The 16,486-nt window shown below is 67.7% G+C and carries 17 protein-coding genes; 15 read left to right on the forward strand and 2 right to left on the reverse strand.

The window, feature by feature from the left end:
* Positions 1-11 precede the first annotated feature (11 nt).
* From ACVXZ4_RS04475 to ACVXZ4_RS04520, 10 genes are all read left to right on the forward strand, one after another.
* On the forward strand, positions 12-965 hold the full coding sequence (locus tag ACVXZ4_RS04475; protein WP_461797034.1) for a carbohydrate ABC transporter permease: 954 nt from the start codon (positions 12-14) through the stop codon (positions 963-965).
* Positions 962-1,837 carry a carbohydrate ABC transporter permease gene (locus ACVXZ4_RS04480; protein WP_461797035.1) on the forward strand — a complete coding sequence of 292 codons (876 nt, stop codon included), beginning with the start codon at positions 962-964 and terminating at the stop codon, positions 1,835-1,837. The genes ACVXZ4_RS04475 and ACVXZ4_RS04480 overlap by 4 nt, the downstream gene beginning before the upstream one ends.
* Positions 1,838-1,902: 65 nt before the next feature.
* Positions 1,903-3,174, forward strand: coding sequence for a family 1 glycosylhydrolase (locus ACVXZ4_RS04485; RefSeq protein WP_461797036.1), 1,272 nt, complete (start codon positions 1,903-1,905; stop codon positions 3,172-3,174).
* A 4-nt stretch (positions 3,175-3,178) separates the two neighbouring features.
* Positions 3,179-4,768, forward strand: coding sequence for an arabinosylfuranosidase ArfA (gene arfA, locus ACVXZ4_RS04490; RefSeq protein WP_461797037.1), 1,590 nt, complete (start codon positions 3,179-3,181; stop codon positions 4,766-4,768).
* 42 nt (positions 4,769-4,810) lie between these two features.
* Entirely contained in the window at positions 4,811-5,215 is a 405-nt protein-coding gene (locus tag ACVXZ4_RS04495) for a TOBE domain-containing protein (protein WP_461797038.1), read from the forward strand.
* On the forward strand, positions 5,212-5,988 hold the full coding sequence (modA, locus tag ACVXZ4_RS04500) for a molybdate ABC transporter substrate-binding protein (RefSeq protein WP_461797039.1): 777 nt from the start codon (positions 5,212-5,214) through the stop codon (positions 5,986-5,988). The genes ACVXZ4_RS04495 and modA overlap by 4 nt, the downstream gene beginning before the upstream one ends.
* Positions 5,989-5,990: 2 nt before the next feature.
* Positions 5,991-6,800 carry an ABC transporter permease gene (locus ACVXZ4_RS04505; RefSeq protein WP_461797040.1) on the forward strand — a complete coding sequence of 270 codons (810 nt, stop codon included), beginning with the start codon at positions 5,991-5,993 and terminating at the stop codon, positions 6,798-6,800.
* Positions 6,797-7,828 (forward strand): sulfate/molybdate ABC transporter ATP-binding protein, encoded by a 1,032-nt coding sequence (locus ACVXZ4_RS04510; protein ID WP_461797041.1) that lies wholly within the window; start codon positions 6,797-6,799, stop codon positions 7,826-7,828. Before ACVXZ4_RS04505 ends, ACVXZ4_RS04510 begins: the two co-directional genes overlap by 4 nt.
* 116 nt (positions 7,829-7,944) lie before the next feature.
* The gene (locus ACVXZ4_RS04515; RefSeq protein WP_461797042.1) at positions 7,945-9,012 is read left to right on the forward strand and encodes an acetamidase/formamidase family protein; all 1,068 of its coding nucleotides are present in this window, start codon (positions 7,945-7,947) and stop codon (positions 9,010-9,012) included.
* Positions 9,005-10,555, forward strand: coding sequence for an AtzH-like domain-containing protein (locus ACVXZ4_RS04520; RefSeq protein WP_461797043.1), 1,551 nt, complete (start codon positions 9,005-9,007; stop codon positions 10,553-10,555). The genes ACVXZ4_RS04515 and ACVXZ4_RS04520 overlap by 8 nt, the downstream gene beginning before the upstream one ends.
* Positions 10,556-10,823: 268 nt before the next feature.
* On the opposite strand, the gene ACVXZ4_RS04525 is transcribed toward ACVXZ4_RS04520, so the two are convergent.
* Positions 10,824-11,588 (reverse strand): SGNH/GDSL hydrolase family protein, encoded by a 765-nt coding sequence (locus tag ACVXZ4_RS04525; protein ID WP_461797044.1) that lies wholly within the window; start codon positions 11,586-11,588, stop codon positions 10,824-10,826.
* 94 nt (positions 11,589-11,682) lie between these two features.
* On the opposite strand from ACVXZ4_RS04525, the gene ACVXZ4_RS04530 reads away from it, so the two are divergent.
* Genes ACVXZ4_RS04530 through ACVXZ4_RS04540 form a run of 3 tightly spaced genes read left to right on the forward strand, consistent with a single transcriptional unit; the run spans position 11,683 to position 14,931 of the window.
* Positions 11,683-12,900 carry a pyridoxal-phosphate-dependent aminotransferase family protein gene (locus ACVXZ4_RS04530; RefSeq protein WP_461797045.1) on the forward strand — a complete coding sequence of 406 codons (1,218 nt, stop codon included), beginning with the start codon at positions 11,683-11,685 and terminating at the stop codon, positions 12,898-12,900.
* Positions 12,897-14,120, forward strand: coding sequence for an allantoate amidohydrolase (locus ACVXZ4_RS04535; RefSeq protein WP_461797046.1), 1,224 nt, complete (start codon positions 12,897-12,899; stop codon positions 14,118-14,120). The genes ACVXZ4_RS04530 and ACVXZ4_RS04535 overlap by 4 nt, the downstream gene beginning before the upstream one ends.
* A 1-nt stretch (position 14,121) precedes the next feature.
* Positions 14,122-14,931 (forward strand): MurR/RpiR family transcriptional regulator, encoded by an 810-nt coding sequence (locus ACVXZ4_RS04540; protein WP_461797047.1) that lies wholly within the window; start codon positions 14,122-14,124, stop codon positions 14,929-14,931.
* Positions 14,932-14,965: 34 nt separating this feature from the next.
* On the opposite strand, the gene ACVXZ4_RS04545 is transcribed toward ACVXZ4_RS04540, so the two are convergent.
* Positions 14,966-15,517, reverse strand: a complete 552-nt coding sequence (locus ACVXZ4_RS04545) for a nucleotidyltransferase family protein (protein WP_461797048.1) — start codon at positions 15,515-15,517, stop codon at positions 14,966-14,968.
* A 16-nt stretch (positions 15,518-15,533) separates the two neighbouring features.
* Between ACVXZ4_RS04545 and uraD the strand changes: the two genes are divergently transcribed.
* Positions 15,534-16,037 carry a 2-oxo-4-hydroxy-4-carboxy-5-ureidoimidazoline decarboxylase gene (uraD, locus tag ACVXZ4_RS04550; protein ID WP_461797049.1) on the forward strand — a complete coding sequence of 168 codons (504 nt, stop codon included), beginning with the start codon at positions 15,534-15,536 and terminating at the stop codon, positions 16,035-16,037.
* On the forward strand, positions 16,034-16,354 hold the full coding sequence (gene uraH, locus ACVXZ4_RS04555) for a hydroxyisourate hydrolase (protein WP_461797050.1): 321 nt from the start codon (positions 16,034-16,036) through the stop codon (positions 16,352-16,354). Before uraD ends, uraH begins: the two co-directional genes overlap by 4 nt.
* Positions 16,355-16,486 lie beyond the last annotated feature (132 nt).

Raw genomic sequence — 16,486 nt, forward strand, 5'->3', positions numbered from 1 at the left:
ACGGAGACATCATGAGCACCCACCCAGTCTCGCGACGACGCCCCTATCGTCCCCCCGGCCAGCTCGGCGGGCGCACGGCCCTCAACGGATCATTCAAACGCCGGGCCACAATCGTGGGCTTCCTCGCCCCCGCCCTCGTCGTCCTCGCCGCTTTCGTCGCGTGGCCGATGATCTCGGCCCTCCAGCTCTCGTTCACCGACGCGAGCGGGTTCGGAACCCCGAGCTTCGTCGGGTTCGACAACTACGTTCGTGCCTTCACCGACTCGAGCATCCTGAGGGCGATGCTCAACACCGGTCTTTACGCCGTGTTGTTCACCCCGGTGGCGATCGTGACCGCCCTCGTGCTCGCTCTCGCCATAAACAGTCCTCGGTTGCCGTTCCGCGGATTCTTCCGGTCCACCCTCTTCCTCCCGTTCATCGTTTCGCTCGCCGTCGCGGCGTTCGCCTGGTCGTACCTTCTCGACCCCCAGATCGGGCTCGTCAACTATTGGCTTCAGTCCTTGGGCATCCGGATCGGCAACGTCCTGCAGGACCCCGTGCTCGCGATGCCGACGGTGGTGCTCGTCGCGGTCTGGAAGAACTTCGGCTTCTACATGGTGATCTTCCTCGCGGGACTGCAGGACATACCCACCAGCCTTTACGAAGCGGCCCAGCTCGACGGCGCAAGCGGCTGGAAGCGATTCACCAATGTCACTCTTCCGATGCTCAGCAACACGATGGCCTTCGTCGTGATCGTGGCGCTGATTGCCGCACTCCAGGCCTTCGACCAGATCTACGTCCTCACCGGCGGAGGTCCCTACCGCAGTACGGAGACGATCGTCATGCAGATCTATCAGTCCGGATTCAAAGAGCTCAATCTCGGGTTCGCGTCCGCGCTCTCCTACGTGCTTCTGATAGTTACCCTGCTCCTCAGCCTCGTGCAGTTCCTCTTCTTCGGGCGTCGCGGTGAGGACACCGCATCGTGACCGTTCTCACCCGTTCTCGCGCAATCCCGATTGGCAACAGCCGCACCCGGAAACGACGCGATCCGACCCGTTGGATCTTCTTCGCCGGATTCCTGCTTGTCACCCTCGCCCTGATGCTGCCAGTCATCATCATCGTGCTTACCGCTTTCAAGCCGGCCTCCGAGGTGAATGCGTTCCCGCCGACACTTCTTCCGCACACCTGGACGCTCGACAATTTCCGGGCGATCTTCTCAGAGCTCCCGTTTGCGAGACTGATCGCGAACAGCTTCGTCTTCGCCGGGGGCGTGACGCTCTTCGCGCTGGTCTTCGATTCGCTTGCCGCCTATGCGCTCGCGCGATTGGACTTCCGAGGGTCGCGAGTACTCCTCGTCGTGATCATCGCGAGCCTGATGATCCCGTTCCAGGCCACGCTGATTCCGATCTATCAGCTCGTCTCGCAGCTGGGCTGGGTCAACACCTTCCTCGGTCTGATCGCACCTCGAGCCGCCGACGCCTTCGGGATCTTCTTTCTCCGCCAGTTCTTCCTGTCGCTCCCGCGGGACCTTGACAACGCCGCGCGAATCGATGGCGCCTCCGAGTGGCGGGTCTTTCGAAGCGTCGTGCTTCCCAACGCGGTGCCGGCGCTCCTGACTCTCGGGATCTTCACCTTCGTGAACAACTGGAACGATCTGCTCTGGCCCCTGGTGTTCACGACCGACCAGGACATGGGCACCATCACCTCCGGTCTCACGTTGCTCACCGGGCCTGGTGGCATCATCCCGCAGGGAATCATGATGGCCGGTGCGCTGATCGCGGTGCTTCCCCTCGCGATCATGTTTCTCATCGTGCAGCGCCGCTTCATTGAGAGCGTCGCGAGCACGGGGCTCAAATGACCCGTCGGTTCGACGAGTCCACTCACCGAGATCCTTCTTCGACCACACACGAGACGAGACTGCCCATGAAATGGTTCGACGACGGAGAGTTGCATTTCGCACTCGGTATCGAGGACACCTTCGTGCCCCAGAGCCGTGTCGGCGAGAGGCCGATCGACGAGTACGAACTGACCGACCACTACGCGCAGGTCGAAACCGACCTCGGGCTCGCGAAAGAGGTCGGAGCGGAATTGGTGCGCTGGGGGGTGCCATGGCATCGAGTGGCACCGGCGGAGGGCGCCTGGGATTGGACCTGGGTCGACCGCGCAATGGCTCGCTTCGAGATCCTCGAACTGCGACCCGTGATCGACCTTCTCCATTACGGCACACCGCTCTGGCTCGACGACCAGTTCGCCAACCCCGACTATCCGCAGCATGTGAGCGAGTTCGCCGGACGGTTCGCTGAGCGATACGGCCACATCGCCACTGACTACACGCCCGTCAACGAGCCGATGATCCATTCACTCTTCGCGGGTGAATACGCGTATTGGCCGCCGTATCTCGAGGGTCCGTCGGGCCTCGCGACGATCGCGACCTCGATTGCGCGAGGTTTCGTTCTCACTCAGCAGGCAGTCGCCGATATCCTCGGCGACTCGGCGACCTTCGTGCATGTGGACGCGGGAATGCGATACGTCGGCGACGTCGATGCTCCCGAACATCGCGCCACGGTCGCCCGCCTTCGCGAGCAGGCCTTCCTGGTCGAGGACCTGGTCACCGGAAACGTCACTGACGGTCATCCGCTTCTCGCCCAGCTCGCCAGGGGCGGCGTCACCGACAAGGAGCTCGCCTGGTTCGGTGACAACATCGTTCGGCCCGATGTGATGGGCGTCAACTACTACCCGCGGCATTCGACGGAGGTCTTCGAGACCGGCGTCCATCACCGGGGCGGATTCGCTGATCCACGGCCGTTCTTCGATGCGGGCGCGAACGGCCTTCGCGAGGTGCTCACCACTTTCGCGGAGCGTTACGGAGCACCGGTAATGCTGACCGAGACCTGTGTGACCGGCACAGTCGAAGAGCGACTTGCCTGGATGGATGAGTCCGTCCTGACACTCCGCGAACTCCGCGCCGAAGGCGTGCCGGTGGTCGGCTTCACCTGGTGGCCGCTCTTCGACATGTATGAGTGGACCTATCGCCACAGCACCAATCCGCGGGCCGACCACCTGCTCACGATGGGCCTGTACGACCTCGTCGAGTCGTCCTCCGGTCACCTCGAACGGCGGCGCAATCCCCTTGCCGACCGGTTTCTCGAACACGCGACCGCGTTGTTCCGCGCTGCTGTCCCCACCGGGAAGTGAACCGATGTTGAAAGCACATCTCGCTGTCGACTCCACAATGCCGATCGGTGCGATCGACCGGCGCCTTTTCGGCTCTTTCGTCGAGCACCTTGGCCGAGCCGTCTACACCGGCATCTACGAACCCGGCCATGAATTGGCTGATTCCGATGGATTCCGACAGGATGTGATCGATCTCGTCACGGAGCTCGGGGCCACGACCATCCGCTATCCCGGTGGCAATTTTGTCTCCGGATTCCGGTGGGAGGACAGCGTCGGACCGCGCGAGGAGCGGCCCACGCGGATCGACCTCGCCTGGCACTCCACCGAGACCAACGATATCGGCCTACACGAGTTCGCCGGCTGGCTCGATAAGGTCGGCGGCGAGTTGATGCTCGCGGTGAATCTGGGTACGCGAGGAACCCAGGAGGCGCTCGACTTGCTCGAATACACGAATCTCCGGAACGGCACCTCCCTGTCCAACGCTCGGATCAGGAACGGCAGCACCGAACCATTCGGCGTATCGATGTGGTGCCTCGGAAACGAGATGGACGGTCCGTGGCAACTGGGTCATCGATCTGCCGACGACTACGGAAAACTCGCCGCCCAGACCGCACGGGCGATGCGCTCCTTCGACCCGACGCTCGAGCTCGTAGTATGCGGCTCGTCCAGCGCGGCGATGCCGACCTTCGGTGAGTGGGAGCGGGTGGTACTCACTCATACCTATGAGGAGGTGGACTACATCTCCTGTCACGCCTACTACGAGGACCTCGGCGACCGGGCGGCCTTTCTCGCCTCCGGTGTCGACATGGATCGCTTCATCGAGACCGTCGTCGCGACGGCGGATCATGTCAAAGCCATCCGTCGCAGCGACAAGACCATCAACATCTCATTCGACGAATGGAACATCTGGTACAACGAACGGTTCGAGAAGGTCGACAAGATCCAGGGGGTCGACAACTGGCCGATCGCTCCGCGTCTGCTCGAGGACGCCTACACGGTGACCGACGCGGTCGTCTTCGGAAGCCTTCTCATCTCACTCCTTAAGCATGCCGACCGGGTGACCAGCGCATCGCTCGCGCAACTCGTGAACGTCATCGCGCCCATCATGACGGAGCCCGGTGGGGCGTCCTGGCGCCAGACGACGTTCTTCCCGTTCGCCGCCACCGCCGCGAATGCGAGGGGAGAGTCCCTTTCCGTGAAGGTGGACTGTGACACCTACACGACGGCGACTTTCGGCGATGTGCCGATCATCGATGCCGTCGCGACCCGCGACCCGATCAGCGGCAACGCATCCGTCTATCTCGTGAATCGAAGCCAGGATGAGGAGGCCGAAGTCGTCGTGGATCTGCGCGACATCGCACTCGGAACCATCGACGCGCGCACGTTGAGCGACGAAGACCCCGATGCGACCAACACCCTCGAGACGCCGACGCGGGTCGGCCTGGAACGCAACACATCCCTTCAGCTGGTCGGATCCCGTCTCTCGATAGTGCTGCCACCGATCTCGTGGACCGAGATCACCGTCACGAACGGGGAGGTAGCGGCGGCACCGAGGTCGGCGCCCGCGACCCGGGCCACCGGGATCGGGCCGGCAGGTTCCCTGAGCCACGGGTAGTAGAGAGCTTAGATCCGCTAAAACGGAAGTAATATGGCTTTCATGCCGCAGATACGGATCAAGGACGCAGCGCTCTATTTGGGCGTGAGCGATGACACGGTTCGCCGCTGGGTCGACAACGGCACCCTGGTCGCCGAGAAGGACGAGTCCGGCCGGGCCGTGGTCGACGGCTTCGCCCTCGCAACCCTGGCGCGGGAGCATGCGGTGCTGCCGGATGACCCCTCCGGCGTCTCCCGGTCGGCACGCAACAGTTTCGTCGGGCTCGTCACGAACATCGTGATGGACACCGTCATGGCCAAGGTGGAACTCCAGTGCGGCCCCCACCGCGTCGTCTCCCTCATGAGCAGCGAGGCCGTCCGCGACCTCGGGCTCGAGCTCGGATCCGTGGCCATCGCCGTCGTGAAAGCCACGACGGTCATCATCGAGACCCCCGGGGGGCACCAGTGAAGAAACAGCTGCTCAGCACCCTCGCCGTCGGCATCGTGCTCGCCGTCGCGGGATGCTCCGCTCCCGCAGCCCCGGCACCCTCGACGACCCCCTCAAAGGACTCGCTCAACGGGTCGATCACGGTCTTCGCCGCGGCATCCCTCACCAAGACCTTCGGTGAGCTCGCCACGAAGTTCGAGGCCGCGCACCCCGGTGTAACCGTTTCGACGAGCTTTGCGGGATCCGCCGACCTGGTTGCGCAGATCACCGCGGGAGCACCCGCCGACGTGTTCGCTTCTGCCGACACGAAGAACATGGCGAAGGTCTCGACCCTGGTCGGCACCCCGGTGGACTTCGCGACTAATGTTCTCGAGATTGCAGTACCGCCGGGCAACCCGGCGAAGATCGCCTCGTTCGCCGATCTCGCGAAGCCCGGCGTGAAGACCGTGGTCTGCGCTCCGGCCGTCCCCTGTGGCGCCGCAACGGTCGCGATCGAGACCTCCGCCGGCGTCACGCTCACCCCGGTCAGCGAGGAGAACGCCGTGACCGACGTGCTCGGCAAGGTCTCGTCGGGCGAGGCGGATGCCGGACTCGTCTATGTCACCGATGTGAAAGGCGCCGGATCCAGCGTTACCGGCATCCCGTTCCCGGAGTCGAGCACGGCGGTGAACACCTACCCGATCGCCACGATCGCGGCGAGCAAGAATGCGACGGTCGCGAAGGCGTTCGTGGACTTCGTCACCGGGAAGGTCGGTCGTTCGGTGCTCGCGAAGGCAGGCTTCGGCGCTCCCTGATAATGGACCGCGCATCGTTTTCCGGGGTTCCCCGCTGGGTGATCGTGATCGCGATCATCGGTACCGCCTTCGTGCTGCTTCCGTTGGTGGCGATGGCAACCAGGGTCAACTGGGGCGGATTCGTCGCGCTGGTCTCGAGCGAATCATCAGTCGCCGCCCTGTTACTGAGCCTGCGCACCTCGGTCGCCGCCACGATCCTCTGTGTCGTCTTCGGTGTGCCGATGGCGCTCGTGCTCGCCCGCACCACATTTCCCGGACAGCGGATCGTGCGCACCATCGTGCTGCTGCCGCTCGTGCTGCCGCCGGTGATCGGCGGCATCGCGCTGCTCTCCGCCTTCGGTCGCCAAGGGCTGCTCGGTCGCCCGCTCGAGGTGCTCGGCATCAGCGTCGCCTTCTCAACGGTCGCGGTCGTGATCGCCCAGACCTTCGTTGCGCTGCCCTTTCTGGTACTGAGCCTCGAGGGCGCAGTCCGGCTGGCCGGCACCCGGTACGAGGCCGTCGCTGCGACACTGGGGGCACGCCCGACCACCGTGCTACGGCGGATCACGCTGCCGCTGGTGCTGCCCGCCCTGCTCTCCGGAGCGGTGCTGTCGTTCGCGCGGGCGCTCGGCGAATTCGGCGCGACGCTCACCTTCGCCGGCAGCCTGCAGGGGGTCACCCGCACGCTTCCGCTGGAGATCTACCTTCAGCGGGAGATCGATCCGGATGCTGCGGTGGCCCTGTCCCTCGTACTGGTACTCGTCTCCCTCGTGGTGGTGGGACTCACCCTGCGCACAGCGCCCGGGCCGCGGCGGGAACGAGTCGACGGGTGAGCCTCCACCTGCAGGCCAGCCTCACCGGGCGCGGCTTCGATGTATCTCTCGACGTCGCCGAGGGTGAGACCCTGGCGGTGCTCGGGCCCAATGGCGCGGGCAAGTCGACCCTCCTGTCGATCCTCGCCGGCCTGTTGCGGCCGGATTCGGGCAGTGCCCGGCTCGACGACGAGTCTCTCTTCGACCTCGCACAGGGGCACTGGCTTCAGCCACATCTGCGCGGGATTTCCCTGCTCGCCCAGGAGCCGCTGCTGTTCCCACACCTGAGCGCGCTCGAGAATGTGGCCTTCGGTCCGCGCAGCGCCGGCCGATCGCGGGCCGAGTCCCGGGCATCCGCACGCCGGTGGCTCGCCGCCGTCGAGGCCGCGGAACTCGCGGACGATCGGCCCGCCAGGCTCTCCGGTGGTCAGGCCCAACGCGTGGCGATCGCGCGCGCACTGGCTCCCGAGCCTCGACTGCTGCTGCTGGACGAGCCGCTCGCGGCGCTCGATGTGGCCGTCGCGCCGACCCTTCGACGCATGCTGCGATCAGTGCTCGCGGGCCGCACCGCGATCCTCGTGACCCACGAGGTGCTCGATGCACTCACTCTCGCCGACCGCGTGGTTGTAATGGGGGATGGCGTGATCGTGGAGCAGGGGGCGACGGCGGAGGTGCTGCAGCGGCCGCGGCATCCGTTCACCGCCCGGCTCGCGGGTCTCAATCTGCTCACCGGTGTCCGCACCCCCGACGGATTGCGGATGCCCGACGGCACGACGATCACCGGGCCGGGCTCTGGCCCGACCGGTGCGCCCGCGGCCGCTGCGGTGCGCCCCTCGGCCGTGACGATCTCGCTGGAGCGCAGTGACACCCCTAACTGCCTCCGGGTGATCGTCGAGGATCTCGAACCGCGGGAGGACAGCATCCGGGTGCGCGCCGGATCGATCGTCGCGGACATCTCGCCCGGTCGTGCGGCAGCCCTCGGCCTCACGCCCGGACTGACGGCATGGTTCGGCTTCGCCCCTGAAGAAGTGTCCATCTACGCCGTCTGACGGGTGCCGATCTGCGCCCCCGCCGCATGGCGCCGCCGCCCCCGTTGGCTGCCTCTGTAGGGTTCAGGGGACACAGGTTGTCAGTGCGGTCGACAGAGTCGGAAAGCGAGGGCGGCATGCAGAACGCGGTGCTCCAGCCCGGCGTCGGCCCGGTTCGCGCTGCCCACTACCTGCCCGCCGATCCGGCCGCGGTGCTCTGGGGACGCCTTCCCTGCGCCTCCGACAGCCCCGTGCTCACGATCGACCCGGGCGACGAGGTCACGATCGACACGATCAGCCACGAGGGTATCCACGAAGACCAGGGGCGCGATCCGCTCGCCTTCTTCGCGGGCTTCGGGGTCGATCCCGCCAGTGTGCTGACGGATGCCGTGGCCCTCGCTTCCTCGGACTACCGGCGTGATCCGGCGGTCGACGGGCCGCACGTCGTCACCGGACCCGTGCGCGTGCGGGGTGCCCGCCCGGGCGACCTGCTCAAGATCACCGTTGTCGAGACCCTGCAACGCGTGCCGTACGGCATCGTGTCGAACCGGCACGGTCGTGGCGCACTGCCCGGCGAGTACCCGGTCGACGGCGAGCGCGTCAGCGTTTTCGCGGGCGTCTCGGAGGGTTTCGGCACCATGCCGCGCGTGCGGGGCGGCGAGCACAGCATCCGCTTCCCGCTCGCGCCGTTCCTCGGAATCATGGGGGTGGCCGTGGCGGGCGACGTGCGTCCGCACTCGGTGCCACCCGGTCCCCACGGCGGCAACATCGATATCAACCTGTTGACAGTCGGTAGTTCCCTCTACCTGCCGGTGCAGGCGGAGGGCGCCCTCGCCTATGTCGGCGACCCGCACTTCGCGCAGGGGGACGGCGAAGTCGCCCTTACCGCGATGGAGGCCTCACTTCGGGCTACCCTCCGCTTCGACGTGCTCACCCAGCGGGACGCACTCGAGGCCTTCGGCGCGCTCGTCGGGCCTCTCGTCGAGACGACCGAATACCTCGTGCCGACCGGCATGGACGAAGACCTGGATGAGGCGGTCAAGGCCTGCGTGCGCGCTGCGATCGCCCTGTTGCAGGCCCGATTCTCACTCGACGCCGCGCACGCTTACGCGTACCTCAGCGCGGCGACGGACTTCAACATCTCGCAGGTCGTGGATATCGTGAAAGGCGTTCACGCAAAGATTAGGGTGGCAGATTTTGACTGACAGCACCGTAGAAGGAGCCGCTCCAGACGGGCTCCTCGACGCATTCTGGGAGTACGAGCGGGCCCTCATGGCCAACGACCTCGAGGCGCTCGACCGGATCTTCGCACCGGGAGACGAGACGCTTCGCGGCGACGCCGGCGGCATCCTGGTCGGGCACGACGCCATCAGCGCGTTCCGCCAGGGGCGCGGCGGAGCCCCGGCACGCACCATCGGCGACATCCACGTGCGTGACCTCGGCAATGACCGGGCGCTCATCGTCGCCGAGACGCTGCCCGCGACCGGAGGCCGGGGCCAGCAGACCCAGGTCTGGCACCGCGGCTCCACCAACGACGGGGATGCCGACTGGCTGGTCGAGGCCGCCCACGTGAGCGTTCCGGCGCCCGCGATCGCGGCATCCGTCTGGCGCGTCGTCGGCAGCCCGCTCGTCACCGGCGCCGCCGACGGACCGCTCGTCGGCGAGACCGTGGCCGTGAAAGACCTCTTCGATGTGGCGGGATTCGCCGTGGGTGCCGGGGTGCCCGCGTACCTCGCCGAATCACCGCGAACCGTCGCCAATGCCTCGGCCGTCACCTCGCTTCTCGCCGCCGGAGCCGCAGTGCAGGGCATCGCCCAGACCGACGAATTCGCCTACAGCGTGGCTGGCAAGAACTCGCACTACGGCACCCCGCCGAACGCCGCGGTCGCCGGCGCCATCCCGGGCGGATCGTCGAGCGGCCCGGCAACAGCCGTCGCCTCCGGGCAGGTCTCGATCGGTCTCGGCACCGACACCGGCGGGTCGATCCGGGTTCCCGCGTCGTACCAGGGGCTGTGGGGCCTCCGCACGACGCACGGGGCCGTAGCCCGCGATGGCCTGCTGGGTCTCGCGCCGTCGTTCGACACTGTCGGGTGGATGACGCGTGATGCAGCGACCCTGCGGGCCGCGGCATCCGCGTCACTGGGGAGTTCCGGCCGTGAGGGCCTCACCGCCGGATTCGCCATCGCCCCGGCACTGATGGCCCTCGCTTCGCCGGCCGTGCAGGACGCCTTCGCCGAGGCCCTCGCCAGGCTTGCGCAAGCCGGACTCACCGACGACCTCGTCGAGGTGACCCTTCCCGACATCGACGACCTGCACGAGATCTTCCGCACCGTGCAGTCCGCGGAGGCATGGGCGACCCACGGCGAATGGATCAGGGCCCATCCGGACGCCCTCGGCGACGAGATCGCCGCCCGGTTCGCGTTCGGCTCGACCGTGGACTCGGAGACCGAGTCCTTCGCGCGGCAGGCTCTCGAGCTCGCCAGGGAGCGCATCGTCTCGATCGTCGGTGAGCGGGTGTTGCTGCTGCCGTCCGCGTCATCCGTCGCCCCGTCGACGACCGCGGATGCCGAGGCGATCGAGCAGGTCCGCCAGGCCACGCTGCGCCTCACCTGCGTCGCCGGCATCGCCGGGCGCCCGGCGCTGAGCGTGCCGGCCCTGACGGTGGACGGCGCTCCCGTGGGACTCTGCCTCGTCGGGCCGCCGAACACCGACGTCGCGCTCATCGCGCTCGGGGAGTCGCTGGCGTAGGTCGGCGGCGCCGGGGGTGTCTGCCGGTCTGCTCGCGCGCGTTCACCGGTCAGAAACTGCTGCCGCGGCAAGCCGGGGCGACTGTTTGTGACGGATCGCCGGGGGACTAGCGGTGGCTGGCGGTCAGTGGCGGGTTCAGCCGTCAGAAACTGCTGCCGCGGCAGGCCGGGGGGACCGTTTGTGACGGGTGACGGGTGACGGGGGAGCGACCGGCGACCGGCCGGCCGAGGAGTGCCCGGGACGCCTAGCGACACGGAAGCCCCACCCCTCAGTCGCGCGGCGGAGTCTCTACCGGTTGCAGGGTGGCGATCTTCGGCTCGCGATCGTCCCCGGACGAGCGACCGGTGAGGCGTCGACCGATCCACGGCAAGACGTACCGGCGCCAGTAGGCGGCGGTGCGTTCGTGGGCCTCCGCCGGGGCGCCGGGGTCCGAGGAATCCGCGATCGGCACGCCGAGCGCCGCGAGCACGGTGCCGGCCACCCGGGCGTGACCGGTCGGATTCAGGTGGAGCTTGTCGCGGGACCAGTAGGGCAGGCGCCCGAGCTCCGCATCGGCCCAGTTGTCCACGAAGGTCACGTTCTCTTTGGGCAGGCGATCGCGAACGGATGCGGCGAGCTGGTCTCCGCGCGCCCGCACGAAGGAGCCGAGCGGGATGTGCCTGGTCGGATCGGCGCCGCTCGCCAGGATCACGTGCACCCCGCTCGCCACGGCCCGGTCGACGGCAGCCTCCAGTTGGTCGGCGATCGACGCGATCGAGACCCGGGGTCGCAGGATGTCGTTGCCGCCGCCGTTGATGCTCAGCAGTGCCGGACCCAAGGCGATCGCGGCATCGAGTTGGCCCGACACGATCGGGGCGAGCAGCCGGCCCCGGATGGCGAGGTTCGCGTAAGTCACGGGCTGCGCCGAAGCGGCGGCGAGGCCGAGGGCGACGAGGTCCGCCCAGCCGCGGACACGGCCGTCGGGAAGGTCGTCGCCGACGCCCTCGGTGAAGCTGTCGCCGATGGCGACGTAACTCGACAGGTCAAGGTGCACGACATCGAGTCCATCACACTTCCCGAAACCCGTCTGAAACATGTGTTCCGTAGACTGGAAATCTGCAACAACTGATTCACGAGCTGAGGACACCATGCCGAGCAACCCTATCGATCCTCCCCAGCGGCTGCTCATGGGACCCGGCCCCATCAACGCCGACCCGAGAGTTCTGCGCGCGATGTCGGCCCAGCTCGTCGGCCAGTACGACCCGGCGATGACGGCCTACATGACCGAGACGATGGAGCTCTATCGCGGCGTTTTCCGCACCGAGAATGAGGCGACACTGCTCGTCGACGGCACCTCCCGCGCGGGTATCGAGGCGGCTCTCGTGTCGCTCATCGAGCCGGGAGATCGTGTGCTCGTGCCGGTTTTTGGGCGTTTCGGCCACCTTCTGCGGGAGATCGCGGAGCGATGTGGCGCCGAGGTGCACGCCTTCGAGCGGCAATGGGGCACCGTCTTCACCCCGTCGGAGATCGAAGCTGAGATCGTGCGGGCCCGGCCGAAGATCCTCGCCATCGTGCACGGTGACACTTCTACGACGCTCGCCCAGCCTCTCGACGAACTCGGGGCCCTCTGCGCGAAGCATGGCGTGCTGCTCTACACCGATACCACGGCGTCCCTCGGCGGCAATGAGTTCGAGGCCGACGCGTGGGGGGTGGATGTCGCGACCGCCGGTTTGCAGAAGTGCCTGGCCGGCCCGTCCGGCAGCGCCCCGATCACCCTCTCGGCCGCGGCCGTGGACGTGATCGACCGCCGCAAGAGCATCGAGGCGGGCATCCGGTCCGAGGGGGACGCGGTGCTTGCCAGCCCGATCCGGTCCAACTACTTCGACCTCGCGATGATCATGGACTACTGGGGTCCCAAGCGTCTCAATCACCACACCGAGGCCACAACGATGCTCTACGGCGCCCGCGAATGCGCGCGGATCCTGCTCGAGGAGGGCATCCCGCAGGCGGTCGAGCGTCATCGGCTTCACGGGTCGGCGATGGTCGCTGGGCTCGTGGGCCTCGGCCTGGACCTCTTCGGCGACCAGTCGGTGCGTATGAACAATGTCGTCGGTGTCGAGATCCCGGCCGGGATCGATGGCGATGGCGCGAGAGCCGCGATGCTCACCGACTACGGAATCGAGATCGGTACCTCTTTCGGCCCACTGCACGGTCGTGTCTGGCGCATCGGCACCATGGGCTACAACGCGCGTCGTGACACGGTGCTCACCACCCTGGCGGCGCTCGAGCAGGTGCTCCGCCGCGGTGGCGTGCCGGTGCCCGCTGGCGGCGGTGTCGGCGCCGCGCTCGACTATTACGCCTCATGAATTCGGCACTCATCCTGGATCGGTGCGATGAGCTGGCCACGATCTCGAGCCAGCCGGACCGCCTCGAACGAGTTCACCTCTCGCCGCAGCATCGCGCCGCCAACGACCTCGTCGCCGGTTGGATGCGCGAGGCGGGCCTGTCGACCTGGCAGGATGCGGCAGGCAACCAGTGCGGCCGTCTCGAGGGGGCGACCCCCGGGCTGCCGGCGCTGCTTCTCGGGTCGCACATCGACACTGTCCCGGATGCCGGGCGCTACGACGGGATGCTCGGCGTGTTACTCGCGATAGCCGTCGCAGACCGAGTTCGTCGCTCGGGCATCGCCCTGCCGTTCGCGCTGGAGGTCGTCGCCTTCAGCGACGAGGAGGGCACCCGCTTCGGCACGGCACTGCTCGGCAGCCGGGCTGTCGCCGGCACCTGGGACGAGCACTGGTGGCAGCTCACTGACAAAGACGGCATCACCCTGGCCGAGGCGTTTCAGGACTTCGGCCTGGACCCGGCCCGCCTGCCGGGCGCGTTCCGCCGGCCGGAGTCGGTCGTCGCGTACCTCGAGGCCCATATCGAGCAGGGACCGCAGCTCGAGGATGCGGACCGTCGTCTCGCCGTCGTCACGTCGATCGCCGGTGCACGCCGCTTCGCCCTGACGGTGACCGGGAAGGCCGGCCATGCCGGCGGCACCCCCTACGACCGTCGGCGGGACGCGCTCGTGGGAGCGAGCGAACTCGTCGTCGCAATCGAGCGGATCTCCCGGGAGACCGGCACGATCGGCACCGTCGGCCGCCTTCAGGCCTTCCCCGGCGGAGTGAACGTGATTCCCGGGCGGGTCGAGTTGAGTCTCGACCTGCGCGCGGAATTCGATGCCGACCGGGATGACTGCCTCGCACGCATCCGTGCCGCTGCCGGAGAGATCTGCACCCGCCGCGGACTCGGCTTCGCCGAGACCGAGACCTACCGGGCGGATGCCGTGACCTGCGATCCCGCGCTGCAGGCGGCGGTCACCGCAGGCATCCGTTCCACCGGCGATGCCGACCCGATGGCCTTCTGGAGCAGAGCCGGCCACGACGGCGTCGCTGTCTCGGCACTCACCCGGTTCGCCATGTTGTTCGTGCGTTGCCGTGGCGGGGTGAGTCACCATCCGGATGAGCACGTCACGCCAGCCGATGTCGATGCCGCCCTCGACGCGTATGAAGCGACGGTGCTGTCTCTCGTGGCAGGGTACTGACATGCCCACTCTCACGCAGCGCATCGACGACACCTGGTTCGAGCTGTCTCCCCAGGAGCAGCGCGCCGCCGAATTCATGCGGGGGCACCTCTCCGATCTCGCGGTCTACAACGCCACCGAGGTGGCCAACCTCAGCGGGGTGTCGAAGGCGACGGTCAGTCGGCTGTATCGACGACTCGGGTTCGACGGAGCCGACGACCTGCGGGATCACGTGCGGGCCGCGCGCGGATCGGGAACCCCGGTGGCCGCCTCGCCGACGGTCTCGCAACATCTCGAGCGAGAGATCGCGAACCTGCGCTCGGTGTTGTCCGGGCTCGATCTCGCCGCGCCTGCCGCACTCATCGCGAATGCCCGTCGGGTTATCGTCATCGGCTTCCGTAACAGCTACCCGGTGGCCCTGCACCTGCGCCAGCAATTCGCCCAGTCGCGCGATCGCGTGGAGCTCGCTCCCCTTCCCGGCCAGACACTCGGCGAGGAGCTGTCTGCCTTCACCCCCGACGACGTTGTGGTGCTCGTGGGGTTCCGCCGCCGTCCGGCGGACTTCGCTCGGCTCGTCGACACCCTCGCGGCCGCTCCCGCGCGCGTGCTGCTGCTGACCGATGCCGGGGGCCGGCGCTACCGGGATCTCGTCGATGCCCTCATCGAGTGCCCGCTCGACAGCGTCGGGGGGTTCGACAGCTACGCGGCGGTGTCGAGCGTCGTAAGCCTGCTGGCCTCAGAGGTGCTGGTTGCGGTCGGGGACTCCGGCCGCACCCGTCTCGACGATATCGGCCGCTCTTACGCCGCCCTCGACGAGCTGGAGGTCTACTGACGGGCGAGGAGGGTGATCGTCCACGCCCGCGGGGTCAGGTCAGGCGGTCCACGTCGTGCCCGTCCCATAGGTCGTCGCACTCCACCTCGGTGACGCCATTGGCCATGAGGTAACCGCGCGCGCCGTGGTCGCCCGCGAGGGTGGCGGACACCGCGGCCCAGTGCGAGCGCCCGATGAGCACCGGATGCCCCGGCCTGCCTTCGAAGACCGCCTGAGTCAGCGAGCTGACATCCACCGGCTCCCGCAGCACTCGCTGCACCACCGCCAGGGGCAGGTCGGGAAGGTCGACGAGCGTGACGAGCGCGGCATCCCCCGTGGCGGTGGCCAGCGCCTGCCGCAGGGATTCGCCCATACCATCGACCCAGTTCTCGACGACGAGGATGTCAGCGTCGACGGGCACGAGAGCGGTAGCCTCGGCGGCTGCAGCGCCGAGCACCACGAGCACGCGATCGCAGCCCGCAGCCCGCAGGAGGCCGGCGGCGCGGGCGACCCAGGGCTCGCCATCCGCTGCGCGCATCAGCGCCTTCGGACGCCCGATCCGCGAGCCGGCACCCGCCGCGAGCACGATTCCGGTGAGCGTGGTCATGGGTAATGTTAGGCAGATGATCGAGCTCCCTCTCACCGAATTGCGCGCGGGGCTGATGGCGAGCCTCGCCGTGCCCCGCTGGGTGGATGACGTGGTGCGGGTCGCCCCGTTCGCGTCGGTCGCCGAACTCCTGGAAGTCGCAAGTGAGGCAGCGACGCCGCTCAGCGCGAGCGAGATCGATGAGGCGATCGCGCATCATCCGCGCATCGGTGAGAAGCCGGTGGGGGAGGGCGCGGCGCAGGCCTTCAGCCGCAGCGAGCAGGCCGGCCTCGGCTCTGACGAAGACGACCTCATCGCGGCGATCGCGGCCGGCAATCGCGCCTACGAGGAGCGGTTCGGGCGCGTGTTCATCATCCGTGCGGCCGGGCGCTCACGGGCGGAGATCCTCGCCGAACTCGAGCGCCGGCTGGAACTGCCCAACAGTTCGGAGCTCGAGATCGTCGGCGAGCAGCTGCGCGACATCGCTGTGTTGCGCATCGAGAAGCTGTGGGCCGCTCCTGCGGAGGAGAACCTGTCATGAGCCACGTCACCACGCACGTTCTCGACGCCGCTCACGGCCGGCCCGCTGTCGGTGTGCCGGTCACCCTCGTCGCCGGCGACGGATCCGTGATTGCGAGCGGATCGACCGACGGCGACGGTCGCATCGCCTCCCTCGGGCCGGATGCGCTCACCCCGGGTGACTACCGCCTGGTGTTCGACACCGGAAGCTGGTTCGGTGGCGCTCCCAACTTCTTCCCGCGCGTGACGATCGACTTCACCCTCGCGGATATCGCCTCGCACTACCACGTGCCCCTGCTGCTGAGCCCGTTCGCGTACTCGACGTATCGCGGATCCTGAGCGCCGGGCGGCGCTGCCGCGGTGCCCGCACGAGCTGTGCTGCCATTCGTTGACCCTGCGGTCGAACTTCGTGACGCACGGTGCACGAAAGGCAGCACGGTCTCACGGAGGCGTGACTTTCGCGCGCTGAGT

Source organism: Lacisediminihabitans sp. FW035 (genome assembly GCF_054880895.1).